The organism is Micromonospora sp. WMMA1996 (assembly GCF_002573675.1).
Classification (GTDB): domain Bacteria; phylum Actinomycetota; class Actinomycetes; order Mycobacteriales; family Micromonosporaceae; genus Micromonospora; species Micromonospora sediminicola.
On the sequence record NZ_PDHU01000001.1, the window covers coordinates 934,198 to 953,479 of the forward strand.

Consider the following 19,282-nt stretch of genomic DNA (forward strand, 5'->3'; position numbering starts at 1 on the left):
GCACTCCCCGGAGTCGTTCTCTCCGGGTGATGCGGCGCGCGCGGAGCAGATGGGCGAGGATGGGACACATGGCGCTGTCCTCCCGCTCCGGCCGCTCCTTTCTCGGGCGGACCGTCGGCACCGGCATCCGCGCCACCCGGCTGCTGCTGCGGGGCTCGGTGCACGGTGGGCGCTGGATGACCCGCCGGGCCGGCACCGCCCGGGCCCGCAGCGCCGGCAACGAGGTGGGCATGGTCCGCCTCTTCGACCTGCACGCGCTCTCCTGCGCCGGCGACACGCTGATCGCCATCGGCCTGGCCGGGACGATCTTCTTCGACGTACCGCTGGGTGAGGCGCGCAACAAGGTCGCGCTCTACCTGTTGGTGACCATGGTCCCGTTCGCCATGCTCGCCCCGGTGGTCGGGCCGCTGCTCGACCACTTCCGTCACGGCCGCCGCTACGCCCTGGCCGCGACCATGCTCGGCCGGGCCTTCCTGGCCTGGTTGATCTCCGACTACATCGGCGGCTTCGGGCTCTACCCGGCCGCGTTCGGGGTGCTCGCGCTCTCCCGCGCCTACGGGGTGGCCCGGTCCGCCGCGGTGCCCCGACTGCTTCCCGATGGGCTGGGGCTGTCCCAGGTCGGGGCGCGGGCCAGCGTCTACGGCACGGTGGCCGGCGCGCTGGTGGCCCCGATCGGCCTGGCCGCGTTCTGGTTCGGACCGCAGTGGCCGCTGCGGGTCGCCTCGGTGATCTTCCTGATCGGCATGGTGATCTCGCTCCGGCTGCCACCGAAGGCCGACTCGGAGCCGCCGGAGCGGCTGCCGCACCCGCTGCGGGCGATGCGCCGCCGCGACGGCGAACGCCCGCTGGGCCGGGGGCGCCCGGCCGGCCGGCTGGTGATCGCCACGCTGATCGGCGCGGCGGCGTTGCGCGGGCTCTACGGCTTCCTGCTGCTCTTCCTCGCGTTCGCCATCAAGGGCGGCGACCTGACCACCGACTTCTTCGGTCGGGAGCTGGGTGCGCAGGCCGCGCTGGGCCTGGTCGGCGGCGCGCTCGCGGTGGGCACCTTCCTGGCCACCGCGCTCGGCACCCGGCTGCGCATCCACCGCCCGACCGCGATCCAGTCCAGCGGCACGGTCGTCGTCGCCGGCGTGGCGGTGCTCGCCACGCTCAAGTTCTCGCTGCCGATGGTGGCGCTGCTCTGCCTGGTGGCCGCGCTGATGAGCGGGATCGCCAAGCTGGCGGTGGACGCCTCGATCCAGGAACGCATCCCGGAGCGGCTGCGGGCCAGTTCCTTCGCGCACTCGGAGACCGCGCTGATGCTCGCCTTCGTGGCCGGCGGCGGGCTCGGGCTGGTGCCGTTCACCGGCCTGATCGGCGTGGCGGTCGCCGCCGCCGTGGCCTCGCTGGTGGCCCTGCGCGGGGTGCTGGTCGCCAGCCGGCTGCGCGGTGAGCACCTGGCCGGCCGACCGCTGGGCGACGACGAACTGGGTGCCGACGAGCCGGGCGTCGAGCCGGTCAGCCGCCCCGACGACCCGGCCCCGACCTCGTTCGACGACCCGGCCCCGACCTCGCCGGCGCCGCAGCGCGTCGAACCGCGACCGGACGACGACGAACTCGCGCCGCCCGGATTCCACATCTACCGCCCCTCCTCGTCGGTCGGCGGGCCGGGCACGGCGGAGGACGAGAACCGGCGCGACCCCCGGGGGCCGGTGGCGTGACCGGGTTGCTGGTGGTCACGGCGGTGCCCGCCGAGGCCGAGGCGGTCCGCGCCGGCCTCACCGGTGCGACCGTGACGGTGCTGCCGGTCGGGGTCGGCCCGGCGGTCGCCGGCGCCGCCACCGCACGGGTGCTGGCGCTGGCCGAGGCGGCCGGGCAGCCGTACCGGGCGGTGGTCAGCGCCGGCATCGCCGGCGGTTTCGTCGGCCGGGTCGCCGTCGGCGGCACCGTGCTGGCCGACCGCAGCGTCGCCGCCGACCTGGGCGCCGAGTCGCCGGCCGGGTTCATCCCGGTCGAGGACCTGGGCATGCCCCCGGAGCTGCTGGGCGGCGGACGCGTCGTGCCCGCCGACCCGGGCCTGCTGGGCGCGCTGCGCGCCGCCCTGCCGGCGGCCACCGTCGGCACGGTGCTCACGGTCAGCACGGTGACCGGCACCGCCGAGAGCACCGCGACCCTCGCCGACCGGCACCCCGACGCCGTGGCCGAGGCCATGGAGGGGTACGGCGTCGCCGTCGCCGCCGCCCAGGCCGGCGTCCCCTTCGCCGAGCTGCGGACGATCTCGAACCCGGTCGGCCCCCGGGACCGCAGCTCGTGGCGCATGCGCGAGGCGTTCACCGCGCTCACCACCGCCGCGGCCGCGCTCCGCTGACCGATGCCTCGAACCGCATAGCAGCCGGCCGGCTCGCCTCGATGCCGAAGCCGCACGCGTGCAGGAAACTGATTCCCGGCTGTTCGGTGAGCGCACGGACGCGGACCGGGCCGAGCGCCTCCAGCAACGTCTGCACGAGGCGCCGCCCGATGCCCAACCGTCGGTACCGGGCCAGGACCAGCACGCCGTCCAGGACGGCCTCCCGCTCCTCCGCACGCTCGCCGTCGCCCCACCGCAGGTGAGGGCTCTCCTCGTGCGCCCGCAGCTCACCGATCAGCTCACCGTCGCGAAGCTCGGCGACGAAACGCCACGCCGTCGCCGGCACGGTCGGGCCGGTGACCCGCCGTACCGTCACCGATTGCCGGACCGCCTCGCGCTCCCGACGCTCGTCGCGGTAGTCCCGGTTCAGCCGATAGGTCGCCGGCGGCAGGGGCAACGGGTACAGCCGAGCCGGCAGCGAATACCACTCGGCCCACCACGCGCCCGGCCAGTCCCGGGGCTCGTGCACCTCCCAGACGTCGAGGTGTGCGGGATAGCGACGACCCGCCCGGTCCCGCATGTCGTCGTGCGGGACCGGCGCGGTCGGTTGCTCCGGCGCGGTCGGTTGCTCCGGCGCGGTCGGTTGCTCCGGCGCGGTCGGTTGCTCCGCCGCCGACGGCTCGACATCGACCCGCATCCGGCCGCCGGCCGCGCGGACCAGGCGCTCGACCGTCCGGTAGCGGGGATCCGGGGCCCGGCCCGACTCGATGCGGGCGACTGCCGGCTGGGGCACCCCCGCCCGGGCAGCCAGCTCCCGCTGGCTGAGGTCGGCCCGCCGCCGCAGCCTGCGGAGCAGATCGCCCAGGTCGGTGCCGCGCGAGGACGGAGTCGGTTCAGCCACACCGGTAGCGTGCCGGCCCCGGACGGTACTTCTCAACAGCCGCCCTCCACCTGTGGATAACCCTGTGGACATCCGCCTGCGAGCGGCAGGGTGTGTGGACAACGAGCGCCTTTGGAGCTGAGTCGTCGGTGATATCGCCGGCCCCGCGCACGTTTCGGAACCACGGGCGGACCGACACCACGGGCAGACCGACACCACGGGCGGTCGGCAGCAGGGCGGTTGGGCCGGGGCCGTCCCAGCGCGGAAGGCCGTCCCGGCACGGAAGGCCGTCCCAGCGCGGAAGGCCGTCCCGGCACGGAAGGCCGTCCCGGCACGGAAGGCCGTCCCGGCACGGAAGGCCGTCCCAGCGCGGAAGGCCGTCCCAGCGCGAAGGAGCGTCCCGGCACGGCGGTCGCTCCCGTGCCGGCGCCGGTGCGGGGTGAGGCGCTGTGAGTCGTTTCTGATATCAGCTCGAAAGGCGTGCCAGCGATGACCGTCTTCGCCGGCCCGTGCCAGGTCTTGCCACCCGGCCGGCGGCGGGACCAGGTCGACGCGCCGCCCCCAGCGGAACAGCGTCTCGACCGCCGCGCGGTGACGTTTCACACCCGCGGCCGGGCTATGGGGCACGGCGGTGGCCGGGGTTACGGTGGGGGCGTGGCGCTCTCCCTGGCGATCTCCCCCTGCCCCAACGACACGTTCGTCTTCGACGCGCTGGTGCACGGCCGGGTGCCGGGCGCACCGCCGGTCGAGGTGACCTACGCGGACGTGGACGTCACCAACACGGCCGCCGAGCGGGGAGCGTTCGACCTGGTGAAGGTCAGCTACGCGGCGCTGCCGTGGCTGCTCGACGACTACCACCTGCTGCCCTGCGGGGGCGCGCTCGGCCGGGGCTGCGGGCCGCTCGTGCTGACCCGGGGCGACCGGGCCGACCTGTCCGGCGCGACAGTCGCGGTGCCCGGTGAGCGGACCACGGCGTACCTGCTGTTCCGGCTCTGGGCTGCGGACCAGGCGCCGGCGCGGATCGAGGTGGTGCCGTTCCACGAGATCATGCCGGGCGTGGCCGCGGGCCGGTACGACGCCGGGCTGGTGATCCACGAGGCGCGCTTCACCTACCCGCGCCACGGGCTGACCGCCCTGGTCGACCTGGGTGAGTGGTGGGAGGGCGACACCGGCCTGCCGATCCCGCTCGGCGCGATCCTGGCCCGCCGCGGCGCGGTGGACCCGGTCGAGGCCGCCGCCTGGATCCGCGAGTCGGTGCGGCAGGCCTGGGCCGACCCCGAGGCCAGCCGCGAGTACGTCCTCGCGCACGCGCAGGAGATGGAGCCCGACGTGGTGGACCGGCACATCGGCCTCTACGTCAACGAGTTCACCGCCGACCTGGGTGAGGCCGGCTTCGCCGCCGTGGAGGCGCTGCTGGGCCGGGCCGCCGACGCCGGGCTCGTCCCTCAGACCTCCAGCTCGCGCGCCACCGCGTGGACCAGCTGAGCGATCTTCTGCGCGGTCCGGCGATCCGGGAAGCGGCCCCGGCGCAGGTCCGGCTGGACCTTCGCCTCCAGCACCTTGATCATGTCTTCGACCAGGCCGTGCAGCTCCTCGGCCGGTCGCCGGCGCAGCTCCGCCACGGACGGCGGCGCCTCCAGCAGCTTGACCCCCATCGCCTGGGCGCCCCGCCGGCTGTCCACCACGCTGAAATCGACCCGCTGACCACCCTTCAGGTCGGCGACACCCGCCGGTAGCGCGCCTTTCGGCAGGAACACGTCGCCACCCTCGTCACTGGTGACGAACCCGTATCCCTTGGCCGCGTCGTACCACTTCACTCGACCCGTCGGCACCTGTCGAACCCCGCTCCACTCGAACCGTCTACCCCTCCAAGGCTAGCCCGATGATCCGGTCGACCGCCGCCGGGAATTCGGCGAGATCATCCAGCACCACCTCCGCGCCGGCGGCGCTCAGCTCGTCCGGCGTGCAGTGGCCGGTCGCCACCGCCACGCCGGGGATCCCGGCCGCCCGCGCCGCGGCCATGTCGGCCACGTGGTCGCCCACGTAGAGCGTCGCCCCGTGCTCGCGCAACGCGGTCGCCTTCTGCTCGGCGAACAGGTCGCCGGCCAGCTCGTCGACCGGCAGGCCGAGGTGGTCCAGGTGCAGCTGCGCCAGCCGCCCGATCTTGGCCGTCACCACCATCGTCCGCCCGCCGCGCGCGTGCACCGCCCGCAGGGCCGCCGCCGCGCCCGGCATCGGCACGGTCGGCGTGATCGCGTACGCGGGGTAGAGCTCCCGGTAGAGCGTCACCGCCTCCTCGACCCGCTCCGGTGGGAACCAGTACGCCAGTTCGGTGCGCAACGGCGGACCCAGCCGGGAGACGGCCAGCTCCTCGTCGACCGGCACGCCGGTGCGCGCGGTCAGCGCCCGGAAGGCCGCGGCGATGCCGGGGCGGGAGTCGACCAGGGTCATGTCGAGGTCGAAGCCGACCATCAGCGGAGACATGCCGAGAACCTACCCAGCGGGCTAGCGTGGTACGACGATGACCACCTCACTCGCCGACCACCTGCGGGCCCTTCCCGACGAGTCCCTGGCCGCGCTGCTCCAGCTGCGGCCGGACCTCGTCGTGCCGGTGCCGGCCGACGTGTCCGCCCTCGCCCTGCGCGCCCAGTCCCGGGTCTCCGTGGCCCGGGCGCTCGACGGGCTGGACCAGTTCACCCTGCAGATCCTCGACGCCGCCCGGCTCACCCGCGGCCCCGAGGGCGCCACCTCCACCGACCAGATCCTGGCCATGGCCACCGCCGGGCCGCACCCGCCCGCCCCGACCGCGGTCCGCGCCGCGGTGGACCGGCTCCGGGCCCGGTTCCTGCTCTACGGCCCCGAGCACGACCTGTGCGTGGTGGGCGGCGTCGACGAGGTGTCCCCGTACCCGGCGGGGCTCGGCCGGCCGGCGGCGGAGCTGGACGCGCGCGCGGCGGCCCTCTGCGCGGACCCGGCGAAGCTCCGGCGCACGCTGCTGGCCGCGCCGCCCTCGGCCCGCGCGGTGCTCGACCGGCTCGCGGCCGGGCCACCTGTCGGCACGGTCGCCCCGGGGGCCCTGGAGGCGCCCGCCACCGGCGGCGAGGACGTGCTCCCGCCCGACCTGGTCAACGGCGGCGCGCCCACCGGCTCGCCGATCCGCTGGCTGGTCGAGCACCGGCTGCTGGTGCGGATGTCCGGCGGCAAGGGCGGCACCGTCGAGCTGCCCCGCGAGGTGGGGCTGGTGCTGCGCCGCGACGCCGGCCCGCTCGGCCCGCTGCGCACCAGCCCGCCGCTGGTGTCCGGCCCGCCCCGGGAGGTCAAGGCCGTCGACTCGGCCGGCGCCGGGCAGACCATGGAGGTGGTCCGGCACACCGAGGCGCTGCTGGAGGCGCTGGTCGTCGAGCCGGCGCCGGTGCTGCGCTCCGGCGGGGTGGGCGTGCGCGACCTGCGCCGACTCGCCCGCGGTCTCGGCCAGGACGAGCCGACCACCGCGCTGCTGTTCGAGGTGGCGTACGCGGCGGGGCTCGTCGGCGAGCTGGAGCTGACCGGCGGAGCCAGCACCCGGTACGGCGGTGACCAGCAGATCCTGCCCACCGGCGGGTACGAGGTGTGGCGTGCCGCGTCGCTCGCCCAACGCTGGGAGCAACTCGCCCGCGCCTGGCTGGCGATGACGCGCCAGGTGGGCCTGGTCGGGCAGCGGGACGACCGGGACCGCCCGATCTCGGTGCTTTCGGCCGAGGCGGAACGGGCCGGGGCGCCGCCCGCCCGGCGCGCGGTGCTCGCCGTGCTCGCCGACCTGCCGCAGGGCACCGCGCCGACCCCCGACGAGGTGCTGGAGCTGCTCGACTGGCGGGCGCCCCGGCGGGCCCGGGGCCGCGAGTCGGCGCACCGGGAGGTGCTGGCCGAGGCCGCCCGGCTCGGCGTGACCGGGCTCGGTGCGCTCACCTCGTACGGGCGGCTGCTGCTGGCCGAGCTGAACGACGCCGACGAGCGGGGTGACGACCCGCTCGGGCTGCGCTCCGACGCGGAGTCGGGTGACCCGTCGACGGCGGTGCGCGCGCTGGACGGGCTGCTGCCCGCTCCGGTCGACCACGTCCTGGTGCAGGCCGACCTGACCGTGGTGGTGCCCGGCCCGCCCGACCCGGCGCTCGCCGCCGAGCTGGACGTGGTGGCCGAGCACGAGTCGGCGGGCGGGGCGAGCGTGCACCGGGTCACCACGGCCAGCGTCCGGCGGGCGCTGGACGCCGGCTACACCGCCGACGACCTGCACGCGCTGTTCCGCCGCCGGTCCCGCACCCCGGTGCCGCAGGGCCTCAGCTACCTGGTGGACGACGTGGCGCGCAAGCACGGCGGGCTGCGCGTCGGCTCGGCCGGTGGCTACGTGCGCAGCGACGACGAGGCCCTGCTCACCGAGGTCCAGGCGGACCGTCGGCTGGAGTCGTTGGCGTTCCGTCGGCTGGCGCCCACGGTGCTGGTCACCCCGTACCAGGTCAACCGGATGCTGCTCGCGCTGCGTGACGCCGGCTACGCGCCGGTGCCGGAGGACGCGAGCGGCGCGACGGTGCTGGCCCGGCCGAAGACCCGGCGGGCGCCGGCCCGGACGCCGGTCACCGGACGCCCGGTGGACCCGCTGGCCACCCCGAAGCTGCCGATGCCCCGCCTGCTCGGCGTGGTCGAGCAGATCCGCCGGGGTGACGCGGCGGCCCGGGCGGCGCGGCGGGCGCCGGCCGTGGTCCGCGGTGGCACGCCGCCCGGCGGTCCGACGCCGGTGCCCGGGCACGGCGACGCGTTGGCGGTGCTCCAGCAGGCGGTACGGGACCGGGCGCTGGTCTGGGTGGGCTACGTCGACGCGCACGGGGCGACCGCGTCCCGGCTGGTGCGGCCGGTGTCGATCGGCGCCGGCTATCTGCGCGCCGAGGACGACCGCACCGAGATGCTGCACACCTTCGCGCTGCACCGGATCACGGCCGCCGTGCTGGAGGAGTGAGGCGTCACTCCCCGTTGCGGCGCAACGTGCCGATCACCGAGACGGCCAGCAGCAGCGCGAAGGCCGCGCCGGCGGACTCCCCGACCGAGTCGACGAAGCCCTGCCGCTGCACCAGCAGCCCGAACAGGAACCAGCCGAACACGCCGGCGGCGGCGGCCGCGTAGCCAACCATCACCGCCGTGGAGACCTCGTGCTGCCCCGTCCGCTCGTCCTCGGGAAGCACGTCCTGGTCGACGGTCATGTCAGCCCCTCCCCGCCCCGTGGTGGACCCGGCTTCCAGCGTGACACCGAGCGGATCGCACGGACAGGGGTTAAAACCCTGATCCGGGCGGTCCGGTCACGGGTGCGGGCGGGGCGGGGCTCAGGTGCCGGGGCGGCGGCCGACCACCACCACGCGGGTGCCGACCGAGCCCAGCTCCCAGAGGCGTACCGCGTCGCGGTGCAGCAGGTTGACGCAGCCGTGCGAGCCGATCGCCCCGTTGTGCAGGTAGGTGGTGGTCTCGTGGAAGCCGATGCCGCCGTTGAACTGCTGCCAGTAGGGCAGCCACACCTCGTACGGGTTGGACCACTCGCGCGGGTTCTTCCGCCCCACCGAGTAGGTGCCGGCGGGCGTGGCGTAGCCGGACATGCCGGTGCGGGTGACGGTCGGGCCCATCACCACCGTGCCGCCGCGCATCGCCCACACGGTCTGCCGGGTCAGGTCGACGCAGAAGGTGAGCCGGGAACCGGCCCGGCAGCGCGACACGTCGGTGTTCGCCAGCCGCTTCGCCACGTCGTACGTGGTGGGGCCGGCGCGGCCGGAGGCCGGGCTGATGCCGTACCGGGTCTGGAACTTCTTGATCGCGGCGCAGTCGGCGGCGGACTGCGCGCCGTCCACGGTCAGCGTCCCGAAACCGCCCAGCCGGCTCAGGTAGCTCTCCACGGCCCGCTGGTGCTCCCCCTGCGGGCATCCGCTGGACCGGCTCGGCTTCGGGGTGGGCTTCGGGGAGGCGGTCGCCCCGGGCGACCGGGAGGGTTTCGGCGTGGCCGTCCGGCTCGGCTGCGCCGACGGGGACGTCGCCGGCCGTTCGGACGTGGGCGGCGCGCTCGCCCCCGATGCTCCCTCCGTCAGCCCGACCGGCGCGGGGGTGGTGACCCCGGCGCCTTCCGGCTGCGGATCGAGCGCGCACGCGCCGACGCCGACCAGCACGACCACCGCCAGGCCGGCGACCCGGGCGAGAAACCGGACACGCTGCATGGGCCCTCCCTGGACAGTTGTCCCGCTTGCTAGACGTGTGGGACGAGTATGACGTTGCCTGTCCAGCAAGACTTTTTTCGGACCGTCCCCGGCGTGTAACACTGGATGGTCCGCCTTCGGCAGGTCAGCTGTGGTGCGGGCAGAGATTCCGGGCGATGCGAGAGGACGCTGGCGTGAGCGGTGGACCACTGATCGTGCAGTCGGACAAGACGCTGCTGCTGGAGATCGACCACCCGGACGCGCAGGCCTGTCGGATGGCCATCGCGCCCTTCGCCGAGCTGGAGCGCTCCCCGGAGCACGTGCACACCTACCGGCTCACCCCGCTGGGCCTGTGGAACGCGCGGGCCGCCGGCCACGACGCCGAGGGCGTGGTCGACTCCCTGATCAAGTACTCCCGCTACCCGGTGCCGCACGGGCTGTTGGTGGACGTGGCGGAGACGATGGACCGGTACGGCCGGCTCCAGCTCGCCAACGACCCGGTGCACGGGCTGGTGCTGCGCGCGCTGGACCGGGTGGTGCTGATCGAGGTGGCGAAGAGCAAGAAGCTCGCCGGCATGCTCGGCGCGAAGCTCGACGACGACACGATCGCGGTGCACCCGTCCGAGCGGGGCCGGCTGAAGCAGGCGCTGCTCAAGCTCGGCTGGCCGGCGGAGGACCTGGCCGGCTACGTGGACGGTGAGGCGCACCCGATCGACCTGGCCGAGTCCGGCAAGGACGGCGGCAGGCCGTGGACGCTGCGGTCGTACCAGCGGGAGGCCGTCGAGGCGTTCTGGGCCGGCGGGTCCGGGGTGGTCGTGCTGCCCTGCGGCGCCGGCAAGACGCTGGTCGGGGCGGCGGCGATGGCCGAGGCGAAGGCCACCACGCTGATCCTGGTGACGAACACGGTGGCGGGACGGCAGTGGAAGCGGGAGCTGATCGCCCGCACCTCGCTGACCGAGGAGGAGATCGGCGAGTACTCGGGCGAGCGCAAGGAGATCCGCCCGGTCACCATCGCCACGTACCAGGTGCTCACCTCGCGGCGCGGCGGCGCGTTCACCCACCTGGACCTGTTCGGGGCCCGCGACTGGGGCCTGGTCGTCTACGACGAGGTGCACCTGCTGCCCGCGCCGATCTTCCGCTTCACGGCGGACCTCCAGGCCCGCCGCCGGCTCGGCCTCACCGCGACGCTGGTACGCGAGGACGGCCGGGAGGGTGACGTGTTCAGCCTGATCGGCCCGAAGCGGTACGACGCGCCGTGGAAGGACATCGAGCAGCAGGGCTGGATCGCCCCGGCGGAGTGCACCGAGGTACGGGTGACGCTGACCGACGCGGAGCGGATGGCGTACGCGACGGCGGAGGCGGAGGAGCGCTACCGGATGGCGGCGACCGCCCGCACGAAGCTGCCGGTGGTCCGGGCTCTGGTGGAGCGGCACCCGGACGAGCAGGTCCTCGTCATCGGCGGGTTCCTCGACCAGTTGCACCAGCTCGGCGAATACCTGGACGCGCCGATCGTGCAGGGCTCGACCACGAACAAGGAGCGCGAGCGGCTGTTCGACGCGTTCCGCTCGGGCGAGGTGCGCACCCTGGTGATCTCCAAGGTCGGGAACTTCTCGATCGACCTGCCGGAGGCGGCGGTGGCGATCCAGGTGTCCGGCACCTTCGGCTCGCGGCAGGAGGAGGCCCAGCGGTTGGGCCGGGTGCTGCGGCCGAAGGCCGACGGCCGGCAGGCGCACTTCTACACCGTGGTCTCCCGGGACACCATCGACACCGAGTACGCCGCGCACCGGCAGCGGTTCCTGGCCGAGCAGGGGTACGCGTACACCATCGTGGACGCCGACGACGTGCTCGGCCCGAAGCTGCCGACGGTCGACTGATCGGCGCGCGGGCCGGGCGGGCCGCTCTCGTGCGGCCCGCCCGGTTCCGCGGTCAGCCCTGGCCGCTGGCGCGGAAGGCGACCCAGGCGTCGCTCATCCGGTCGGCCTGGCCCGGGGTGAACATGTTCATGCAGGAGTCCTGCGTGTAGTCCATGAAGTTGTGGATCGGGTCGAGCCCCGGCGCGGTGCAGGTGTCCGCGCCGACCGGGCAGTTGAACTGCGGCGCCGCCTCACGCGGCGTGTCGGCGACGAAGTCGCCGGAGGCGGAGCAGCCGTGCGCGAACGTGTGCTCCAGCATCAGCCAGTGCCCCACCTCGTGGGTGAGCGTGTCGCCGAGCGCGTACTTGCCGGCCGTGCCGCCCGGCATCGACTCGTCGAGCATGACCACGCCGTCGATGTAGTCGCGGCCGTTGTTGTAGCCCTTCGGGAAGTACGCCCAGCCGAGCAGCCCGCCGCCGATGTTCGCGGCGTAGACGTTGAGCGTGCGGGAGTCGCCGGTGTAGAGCGCCTTCTTCATGTCGCGCTCGTTCTTCCCCGGCACCACCGTGTACCAGGCGCTGTTGACGGTCCAGGTGGTGTCGACCAGCGAGAACCGGAACGGCGTGTCCGAGGCGTCGGCCGCGGTGCGCCCGGCGAACGAGTCGTTGAGCACGGTCATCTGCGCGGCGATGAGCGTGTTCCAGCGGGCCGTCTCGGCCGCGCTGAACGGGTGGTCCGAGACCATGTGGAACACGGTGGGGATGGTGACGCTGCCGTCGGCCAGGCGCGGGGCGTCCTTGATCACGCCGTACGCGTTCGCCTCGTTCTTCGAGTAGAGCTCCGGCTCCTGGGCGGTGGCGCCCTCGCTCACCCGGGCGACGCTGTGCGTGTCGGCGCCCGGCTCGCAGGCGGCGACCTCGGCGGAGGGGCTCACGGGTGCGGCCGTGGCGGACGCTCCCCCGGAGGTCAGGAACGTGGCGGCGGCAGCGGCGAGCACCGCCAGGTGGATCGTCGGTTTCCTGTGCATCGTTGCACCTTTCGAGAGGCATGAAAGGAGTACCGACGCGGGGTTGTCAAAGCTGCGGGTCGATGACGTCGTCGTCCCGACATAAGACCACGTCACCGGCGTTCACAACACCCCCCGAGGGTGGCCGCTGTCCGCTCCCTTTCGAGCTGATGCCGGAAACGACTCACTCAGTGCGCCCTCAGCGGCGCAGGTGGCGGGCGCGGCGGCCGGCGTCGGCGAAGCCGAGTCGCCGGTACAGCCCGGCCGCCGGGTTGTCGTCGTTGACGCAGAGCCACGCGGCGTCCGCGCCCGCCCCGGCGAGCCCGCGCAGCACGCGCGCCACCAGGTACGCCCCGACCCGCCGGCCCCGCCACCCGGGCACCACGCCGACCTGGTCGATCCAGGTGTCGAGCACGGTGACGAAACCGGCCGCGTGGCCGTCCGACCCGCGTGCGATCAGGGTCAGCTCCGGCCGGTGGTCCTCGTCGTCCCGCAGGTCGCCCAACCACTCCTCGGCGTCGGGCTCGACGAAGCCGGGCCGGTCGGCGAACGAGGCACGGTAGGTGGCGAACAGCTCCGGCCCGAGCGTGGCCCGTTCCGCCGTCACGCCGTCCGGCGCGGGGACGTCGGGCAACGCGTCGAGGTCGTGGCGCAGCACCCACTCCAGGAACGTCCGCGTCCAGCCGCGCGCCGTGAACAACTCCTCCGCGCCGACGGTCCACGTCTCGGTGGTGTGCAGCAGTCCCGCGTCGCCCGCCTGCTCCTGCGCCCAGTCCAGCAGCGCGCCGCCGAGCCCACGCCCGCGCCACGCCGGGTGCACCAGCCCGGTGGCGGTGACGGGTGTCCGCCCGGTGCCGACCCCGACGGCCGCGACCGGTCCGTCACCGGACCAGGCGCCGTGGGTACGCGTCTGCACCAGCCGCGCCCGCAGCAACGGGGTACGCGCGAACAGCGGCAACCCGCCGTCGGTGGCGAGGCACGCCTGCACCAGGCCGGTCAGCGCGGGCAGGTCCTCGTCGCCGAACTCCCGCCAGACCAGCCCGTCCGTCCCGTCCACAGTCCACCCCTGTCACCACCGCCGTCACGCCCGACCCCACGGCCCGGCCCTCCGGCAGTAGGCCCCACCCCCTCCCTCAGGTCAACCCCATTCCCCCGCCCTCACCCCACCCCACCGCCGTCGATCTTGGAGTTGTGGCGCCTCGAATGTCGGCTTCGCAGCCTTTGACAGGTGCCACAAGTCCAAGATCGGCGAATACCGGGCGAGCCCGAGGGCGGGCTCGACGCGGTGCGGGGCGGGCGCGGGGGTGCGTCAGGGGAGGTCGAGGATGGCCTGGGCGAAGTCCCGGGGCGCCTCCTGGGGGAGGTTGTGGCCGATACCGCCGGTCACGGTGCGGTGCTCGTACGGGCCGGTGAAGCGGGCCGCGTAGACGGACGGGTCGAGGTGCGGGGCGCCGTTGGCGTCGCCTTCGAGCGTGACAGTGGGGACCGTGATGTCCGGGTTGGCCGCCAGCCGCCGTTCCCACTCGTCGTACCGCGCCTCGCCCTCGGCGAGCCCGAGCCGCCACCGGTAGTTGTGGATCACCACGTCGACGTGGTCGGGGTTGTCCAGCGCGGCCGCGCTCCGGTCGAACGTGGCGTCGTCGAAGTGCCACCGCGGCGACGCGGTCCGCCAGATGAGCCGGACGAAGTCCCGCCGGTTCCGGTCGTACCCGTCGCGTCCCCGGTCGGTGGCGAAGTAGAACTGGTACCACCAGGACAGTTCCGCCGGCGGGGGCAGGGGCGCGCGGCCCGCCTCCTGGCCGGCGATCAGGTAGCCGCTCACCGAGACCAGCCCGGCGCAGCGTTCCGGTCGGAGGGCGGCGATCACGTCGGCGGTCCGTGCGCCCCAGTCGAACCCGGCGAGCGTCGCCCGTTGCACCCCGAGCGCGTCCATCAGGTCCAGGGTGTCCTGCGCCAGGGCCGCCGGTTGGCCGTTGCGCGGCGCGCCGGCGTCCCGGATCCGGGTCGGCCCGAATCCGCGGAGGTAGGGCACGATCACCCGCCGTCCGGCGTCGGTCAGCCGGGGCACGACGTCGGCGAAGCTGTGGATGTCGTAGGGCCACCCGTGCAGCAGTACGACCACGTCCCCGTCCGCCGGTCCCGCGTCGACGTATCCGACGCTCAGCTCCCCGGCCTCGACCCGCCGAACCTCTCCCCACGCCTCCGTCATCAGGCCCGCTTCCCCATCGCGCCGTCGATCATGCGATCGGGCGCCCGGCAGGGGCCGTCGATCCCCCGGCGGAGGGGCGACACGTGCGAGATCAGCGCGACGGGGAGTGGATGACGATCGTGGCGCGAGCGGAGAGGGGGGCCAGGAGCCACGTGAGGGGGTGCTCGTGCTCGGTGAGGTCGACCAGGAAACGGTCCCCCGGGCGGAGGTGCAGCTGCTCGGCGATCTCGGCGGCGAGTCGCCGCCACGCGCCGAAGCTGGTGCCGTCCGCCGTAGCCGGGTCGGCCGGGTCGACGGCGGTGTGGTCCGGCGTGTCGGCGGGGTGCCGGAGCACCTCGGCCGACCAGTCCAGCCAGCCCGGCGGCACCTCGCCGAGCGGGCCCGGCCCGGTGCCCACCAGGTAGCGGTGCGTGCCCTCGGGCACGTCCTCCAGCCAGTCGTCGAGCCGCTCCGGGGTCACGAACACCGCGTCGTAGGGCCGGTCCGCCCCCGGTTCCAGCACCGGCAACCCGGCCAGCGCGCGGGGCCGGAAGGAGACCGCCAGCCCGATCGACCAGGCGCCGATCAGCACCGCCGCGCTACGCCAGTGCGGCGGCAGCAGCACCGCCACCCGGTCGCCGGGGCGCAGCCGGCAGCCGTCCCGGAGCAGCGCGGCGCTGCGGGCCGCCCACTCACCCAGTTGGGGCGCGGTCAGGTCGGTGCGTTCGCCGGTGGCGTCGTCGACATAGCTGAGCAGCGGCTCGTCGGTCGCGACGGCGGCTGGTGCGTGGGTGGCCATCGGGCGTGCTCCTCCCTGGCGGTCAGCTCACCCTAGCCGGGCGAACCGGTCGACCAGGAGGGCCAACCGCCGCTCGTGTTCCGCCCGCCGCAGCCGGCCGCCGCGCATCAGCGTGACCTGGCCGTGCAGCCCGCTCCAGAACGTCTCGGTGAAGGTCTCCAGGTCGTCGTCACCGGCGAACGGCCGCAGCGTCTCGGCCAGTTCGGCGAAGGCACGGGCCAGCTCGACCGGGGTGTCCTGGCTGGCGAAGGAGAGGGCGACGGGGAGGGTGAAGATCGCGTCGTAGAGCGCGGGCCGGCGTTCGGCGAAGGCGGCGTACGCGGCGGCGATGCCGGCCACCGCCTGCCGCGCGTCGGTCGCGGCGGCCCGGGCGGCGGCCAGCTCGGCGGCCAGGTCGCCGCAGCCCTCCACGGCGACCGCCGCCATGATCGCGTCCTTGCCCGTGAAGTGGCTGTAGAGCACGGGCTGGCTGTACTCGATCTCGGCGGCGAGGCGACGGGTGGTGACCGCGTCCCAGCCCTCCGACTCGGCCAGGTCCCGGGCGGCGGCGATGATCGCCCGTTCGCGTTCCGCCCGCTCCCGCTCCCGGCGGGCCTGAATCGACATGACCCCGACTCTAGCACTGCTAGCCAACCTGCCGACGCTCTGCTAGCGTCGCCACCATTCCTAGCGTCGCTAGATTCGGAGTCGGTCATGCTCACCCCCGTCGCCTACGGGCTCGCCATCGTCCTCAGCCTCTTCTGCGTCTTCATCGGCGCCCGGTTCCTCCTGGCACCGCGCGCCTCCGCCGCCGGCTACGGCGTCGCGGCCACCCCGGACGGCGGCACCGCCTACCTCACCGTCAAGGGCCTGCGCGACCTCAGCTACGGCCTGCTCGGCCTCGCGCTGATCGCGTTCACCAGCGCCGACGCCGTCGCCTGGTACATGCTGGTCGTCGCGCTCAACCCGTTGGGCGACACCGTCGTGGTGCTGCGGAACGGCGGCACCCGGGCCGTCGCCTTCGGCGTCCACTTCGCCACCGCGGTGGTCATCCTCGTCGACGCCGCCCTGCTGTTCGCGCTCTAGACCGGGCCCGCTGCCGGCCGGTCCGCGACCGTCGACTTTGGTCGCGGGCCCGGTCGGCCGATGGCCGTATCGGCGGGCCGGGTGGCTGCGGGACGGTGCGGGCATGACGACCGAAACCCTGCGCCGGCGACTCGCGCCGGCGGTCGCGCTGCTGCTGCTCGCACCCTGGACCGCCGAATGCTCCTGGGGTGGATTCACCCTCACCGGCATGCCGTTCGTCGTGCTCGTGCTCGCCCCGATGTACGGCGGCGCCGCGCTGCTGATCCGCGAGACCGCCCGCCGGCTCGGGCTGGGCTGGCCCGGGATCGTCCTGCTCGCCGCCGCCTTCGGCGTGGTCCAGGCCGGCCTGGTCGACCAGTCGCTGTTCAATCCCGGGTTCCTCGACGACACCCAGTTCGCCGACACCCGATCCGCCGCCGAGGCGACGCTCGTGCCCGGCCTCGGGTTCAGCGCCCGGCAGGCGGTCGACTACGTGGGCAACCACGTGGCGCTGACCATCTGCGCGTCGATCGCACTCGTCGAGTCGTACCTCGGGGCGGGCCGCCGGTCGCGGCCCTGGCTGGGCCGCCCGGGGCTGGTCGCGGCCGCGCTGCTCTGGCTCGGCGGCAGTCTGCTGGTCTTCGCCGACGACGGCGGCCGCAAGGGCTTCCTGGCCGCGCCGCTCCAGCTGGCGTTCGCCACCGGCCTGGCGCTGGCCCTGGTCACCGCCGCCCTGCTCCGCCGCCGGTACGCCGGGCGCCGGCACGCCGACGCCGGGCGACCGCCCACCGACGCCGGCCCGCCGGCCGCGCCGCACCCGGTGTGGCCCGCGTTGGTCGTGCTGGTCACGTACGTGGGGGCCGGGATCGTGCCGGGCTGGCCGGGCGTCGGGCTCGCGGCCGCGCTCGCCGCGGTCACCGCCGTCCTGCTGATGCGCTGGTCCCGGCGGCCCGGCTGGGGACAGCGGCAGGTGCTCGCCGCCGGCTCGGCGAGCCTGGTCGTCGCGGCCGCGTTCGCGTACGACGGGCCGACCTACTCCCCGGCAAGCCCGGCGGCGGCCCTGGTCGGCGACGTGGCGGTCAGCGCGATCGTGCTGCTCCTGGTCGGCGGCGCGTGGTGGCGGGTCAGCGGGCGGGCAGCTCGGGACCGCCGTCGAGCAGCGGTGCCAGCAGGTCACCCTGCTTCTCCACCCGCCTGAGCACCTCGGTGGCCGTGTACGGCTTCGTCGACGGGCGCTTGCCGGCCGCGCCGGCCTCGACCTCGTCCCAGGTCAGCGGCGTGGAGGCGGCGGGCACCGGCTGAGCGCGCAGCGAGTACGGCGCGACAGTCGTCTTCGCCGCGTTGTTCTGGCTCCAGTCGATGAAGACCTTGCCGGGCCGCAGGTTCTTCGCCATCTTCGACACCACCAGCTTCGGGTGCGCCTTCTCCAGCTCCTGCGCGATCCGCCGGGCATAGTCGGAGACGACGTCGGCGTCCTGGGTCCCGGCGATCGGGCAGCACAGCTGCATGCCCTTCTTCCCCGACGTCTTCGGGTACGCCTCGACGCCGTCGGCCGCCAGCCGGTCGCGCATCAGCAGCGCCACCTGGCAGCACTGCTTCAACGCGGCCGGGGCGCCCGGGTCCAGGTCGACCACCATCATGTCCGGGTGGGCGCCGATCTTCCACTGCGGCGTGTGCAGCTCCAGCGCGGCCAGGTTGGCCAGCCAGACCAGCGTGGGCAGATCGTCGCAGACCACGTAGTCGATGGTCTCCCGTCCCTTGCTCGACCCGGGGGCGGGCAGGTTCTCGGTGCGTACCCAACCGGGGGTCGCGGCGGGCGCGTTCTTCTCGAAGAACGACCCGCCGTCCACGCCGTTGGGGAAGCGGATCCGGGTGAGCGCCCGGTCGCGCAGGTGCGGCAGCAGCACCGGGGCGATCCGGGTGTAGTAGTCGATCACCTCGCCCTTGGTGAAACCCGCCTGCGGGAAGAGCACCTTGTCCAGGTTGGACAGCTCCAGCGAGCGCCCCTCGACCTCGACCTTGAAACGGTCAGCCGGCATCGTCGACCTCCTCGGGCGGCTTGTCCGGGCGCAGGCGCAGGATCCGCGGGAAGCGCAGCCGGCCGTCCGGGGTGCGCTGGCCGTACTTCACCTCCACCACGACCCGGGGTGATACCCAGATCGCACCCCGGGCATCCTCGCGCGGCACGCCGGCGGCGAACGGCGACGCGTCGGCACGCAGCGGCTCCAGCTCACGCAGCAGCTCCCGCTCGATCGCCGCGCCGATCCCGCCGCCGACCCGGCCCCGGTAGATCAGCCGGCCGTCCGGGCCGGGCACCCCGACCAGCAGGCCACCGACCCGGCGCGCGCCCGGTCGCCAGCCGCCGACCACGAAGTCGCCGGTGACCTCCAGCTTGACCTTCACCCAGTCCGGCGAGCGCACCCCGGGTCGGTAGACCGACTCGACGCGCTTGGCCATCACGCCCTCCAGCCCGTGCTCGCCGGCCGCGGCGTAGGTGGCCGGGCCGTCGCCGAAGACCGGCGGCACCGCCCACCGGGCGGCGCCGAGCCCGAGCGACTCCAGCGCCGCCCGCCGCTCCCGCCAGGGCCGGGCGGTCAGGTCCACGCCGTCGAGCCGCAACAGGTCGAAGATCATGTACGTGACCGGCACGGTCGCCGCCAGCCGCGCCGCCTTGACCGGGTTGCGCACGTGCATCCGCTCGGCCAGCGCGGTGAACGACGGCTGCCCGTCGGCGAAGAGCACCACCTCGCCGTCGAGCAGCGCGTCGTCGACCTGCTCGGCCAGGTTGAGCAGTTCCGGGTACGCGGTGGTGATCTCGACGCCGGACCGGGCGTAGAAGTGCCGGTCGCCGTGGGAGATGTCGGCGAGCGCGCGGACCCCGTCCCACTTGAACTCGTACGCCCACGCGGCACCGGCCGGGAGCTGCCCGGTCATCGCGAGCATCGGCTTCAACGGCGCGCCGGGCACCTCCTGACTGTAGTTG

General features: G+C 74.5%; 19 protein-coding genes. 7 read left to right on the top strand and 12 right to left on the bottom strand.

The genetic code is table 11. The features are described from left to right. Positions 1-68 precede the first annotated feature (68 nt). The gene (locus COO58_RS04570) at positions 69-1,700 is read left to right on the top strand and encodes an MFS transporter (RefSeq protein WP_098743958.1); all 1,632 of its coding nucleotides are present in this window, start codon (positions 69-71) and stop codon (positions 1,698-1,700) included. Next, positions 1,697-2,347 (top strand): futalosine hydrolase, encoded by a 651-nt coding sequence (locus COO58_RS04575; protein WP_098743960.1) that lies wholly within the window; start codon positions 1,697-1,699, stop codon positions 2,345-2,347. Before COO58_RS04570 ends, COO58_RS04575 begins: the two co-directional genes overlap by 4 nt. Here the strand turns inward: COO58_RS04575 and COO58_RS04580 are convergent. Further along, positions 2,319-3,227, bottom strand: a complete 909-nt coding sequence (locus tag COO58_RS04580; RefSeq protein ID WP_255292518.1) for a GNAT family N-acetyltransferase — start codon at positions 3,225-3,227, stop codon at positions 2,319-2,321. The genes COO58_RS04575 and COO58_RS04580 overlap by 29 nt on opposite strands. Positions 3,228-3,860: 633 nt before the next feature. Between COO58_RS04580 and COO58_RS04585 the strand changes: the two genes are divergently transcribed. After that, the gene (locus COO58_RS04585; protein ID WP_091584294.1) at positions 3,861-4,691 is read left to right on the top strand and encodes a 1,4-dihydroxy-6-naphthoate synthase; all 831 of its coding nucleotides are present in this window, start codon (positions 3,861-3,863) and stop codon (positions 4,689-4,691) included. Here COO58_RS04585 and COO58_RS04590 read toward each other — a convergent pair. Beyond that, entirely contained in the window at positions 4,652-5,038 is a 387-nt protein-coding gene (locus tag COO58_RS04590) for a cold-shock protein (RefSeq protein WP_091583311.1), read from the bottom strand. The genes COO58_RS04585 and COO58_RS04590 overlap by 40 nt on opposite strands. 28 nt (positions 5,039-5,066) lie before the next feature. Continuing rightward, on the bottom strand, positions 5,067-5,690 hold the full coding sequence (locus tag COO58_RS04595) for an HAD family hydrolase (RefSeq protein ID WP_091583314.1): 624 nt from the start codon (positions 5,688-5,690) through the stop codon (positions 5,067-5,069). A gap of 37 nt (positions 5,691-5,727) precedes the next feature. Here COO58_RS04595 and COO58_RS04600 point away from each other — a divergent pair, with 37 nt between their 5' ends. Next, a complete protein-coding gene (locus COO58_RS04600) occupies positions 5,728-8,193 on the top strand; it encodes a helicase-associated domain-containing protein (protein ID WP_098743963.1) in 2,466 nt (821 codons plus the stop codon). 4 nt (positions 8,194-8,197) lie between these two features. On the opposite strand, the gene COO58_RS04605 is transcribed toward COO58_RS04600, so the two are convergent. Both COO58_RS04605 and COO58_RS04610 read right to left on the bottom strand, forming a co-directional pair. Further along, positions 8,198-8,434: a hypothetical protein gene (locus COO58_RS04605; protein ID WP_091583320.1), complete on the bottom strand. Its 237-nt coding sequence runs from the start codon at positions 8,432-8,434 to the stop codon at positions 8,198-8,200. Between the two features lie 120 nt (positions 8,435-8,554). After that, complete coding sequence (locus COO58_RS04610) at positions 8,555-9,430, bottom strand: L,D-transpeptidase family protein (protein WP_098743964.1); 876 nt, start codon at positions 9,428-9,430, stop codon at positions 8,555-8,557. A gap of 173 nt (positions 9,431-9,603) precedes the next feature. On the opposite strand from COO58_RS04610, the gene COO58_RS04615 reads away from it, so the two are divergent. Continuing rightward, positions 9,604-11,283 (top strand): DNA repair helicase XPB, encoded by a 1,680-nt coding sequence (locus COO58_RS04615; protein ID WP_098743966.1) that lies wholly within the window; start codon positions 9,604-9,606, stop codon positions 11,281-11,283. 52 nt (positions 11,284-11,335) lie between these two features. Here the strand turns inward: COO58_RS04615 and COO58_RS04620 are convergent, their stop codons facing one another. The 5 genes from COO58_RS04620 to COO58_RS04640 all read right to left on the bottom strand — a co-directional run bounded on the left by COO58_RS04620 (position 11,336) and on the right by COO58_RS04640 (position 15,861). Further along, positions 11,336-12,289 (bottom strand): zinc metalloprotease, encoded by a 954-nt coding sequence (locus COO58_RS04620; RefSeq protein ID WP_091583331.1) that lies wholly within the window; start codon positions 12,287-12,289, stop codon positions 11,336-11,338. 178 nt (positions 12,290-12,467) lie between these two features. Continuing rightward, entirely contained in the window at positions 12,468-13,325 is an 858-nt protein-coding gene (locus COO58_RS04625; protein ID WP_098743968.1) for a GNAT family N-acetyltransferase, read from the bottom strand. 252 nt (positions 13,326-13,577) lie between these two features. Continuing rightward, positions 13,578-14,477, bottom strand: a complete 900-nt coding sequence (locus COO58_RS04630; protein WP_098743969.1) for an alpha/beta fold hydrolase — start codon at positions 14,475-14,477, stop codon at positions 13,578-13,580. A gap of 91 nt (positions 14,478-14,568) precedes the next feature. Next, positions 14,569-15,255 carry a TIGR03089 family protein gene (locus tag COO58_RS04635; protein ID WP_091583343.1) on the bottom strand — a complete coding sequence of 229 codons (687 nt, stop codon included), beginning with the start codon at positions 15,253-15,255 and terminating at the stop codon, positions 14,569-14,571. A gap of 27 nt (positions 15,256-15,282) precedes the next feature. Next, positions 15,283-15,861, bottom strand: a complete 579-nt coding sequence (locus COO58_RS04640; protein ID WP_091583348.1) for a TetR/AcrR family transcriptional regulator — start codon at positions 15,859-15,861, stop codon at positions 15,283-15,285. An 87-nt stretch (positions 15,862-15,948) separates the two neighbouring features. Between COO58_RS04640 and COO58_RS04645 the strand changes: the two genes are divergently transcribed. Both COO58_RS04645 and COO58_RS04650 read left to right on the top strand, forming a co-directional pair. Further along, positions 15,949-16,320, top strand: a complete 372-nt coding sequence (locus tag COO58_RS04645) for a DUF4267 domain-containing protein (protein ID WP_091583353.1) — start codon at positions 15,949-15,951, stop codon at positions 16,318-16,320. A gap of 103 nt (positions 16,321-16,423) precedes the next feature. Continuing rightward, on the top strand, positions 16,424-17,497 hold the full coding sequence (locus COO58_RS04650; protein ID WP_098743971.1) for a hypothetical protein: 1,074 nt from the start codon (positions 16,424-16,426) through the stop codon (positions 17,495-17,497). Here the strand turns inward: COO58_RS04650 and ligD (COO58_RS04655) are convergent. Next, positions 17,424-18,338: a non-homologous end-joining DNA ligase gene (gene ligD, locus COO58_RS04655; RefSeq protein WP_091583361.1), complete on the bottom strand. Its 915-nt coding sequence runs from the start codon at positions 18,336-18,338 to the stop codon at positions 17,424-17,426. The two genes, COO58_RS04650 and ligD (COO58_RS04655), sit on opposite strands and share 74 nt — an antisense overlap. Further along, positions 18,328-19,266 (bottom strand): non-homologous end-joining DNA ligase, encoded by a 939-nt coding sequence (ligD, locus tag COO58_RS04660; protein WP_091583364.1) that lies wholly within the window; start codon positions 19,264-19,266, stop codon positions 18,328-18,330. Before ligD (COO58_RS04660) ends, ligD (COO58_RS04655) begins: the two co-directional genes overlap by 11 nt. Positions 19,267-19,282: the final 16 nt, after the last annotated feature.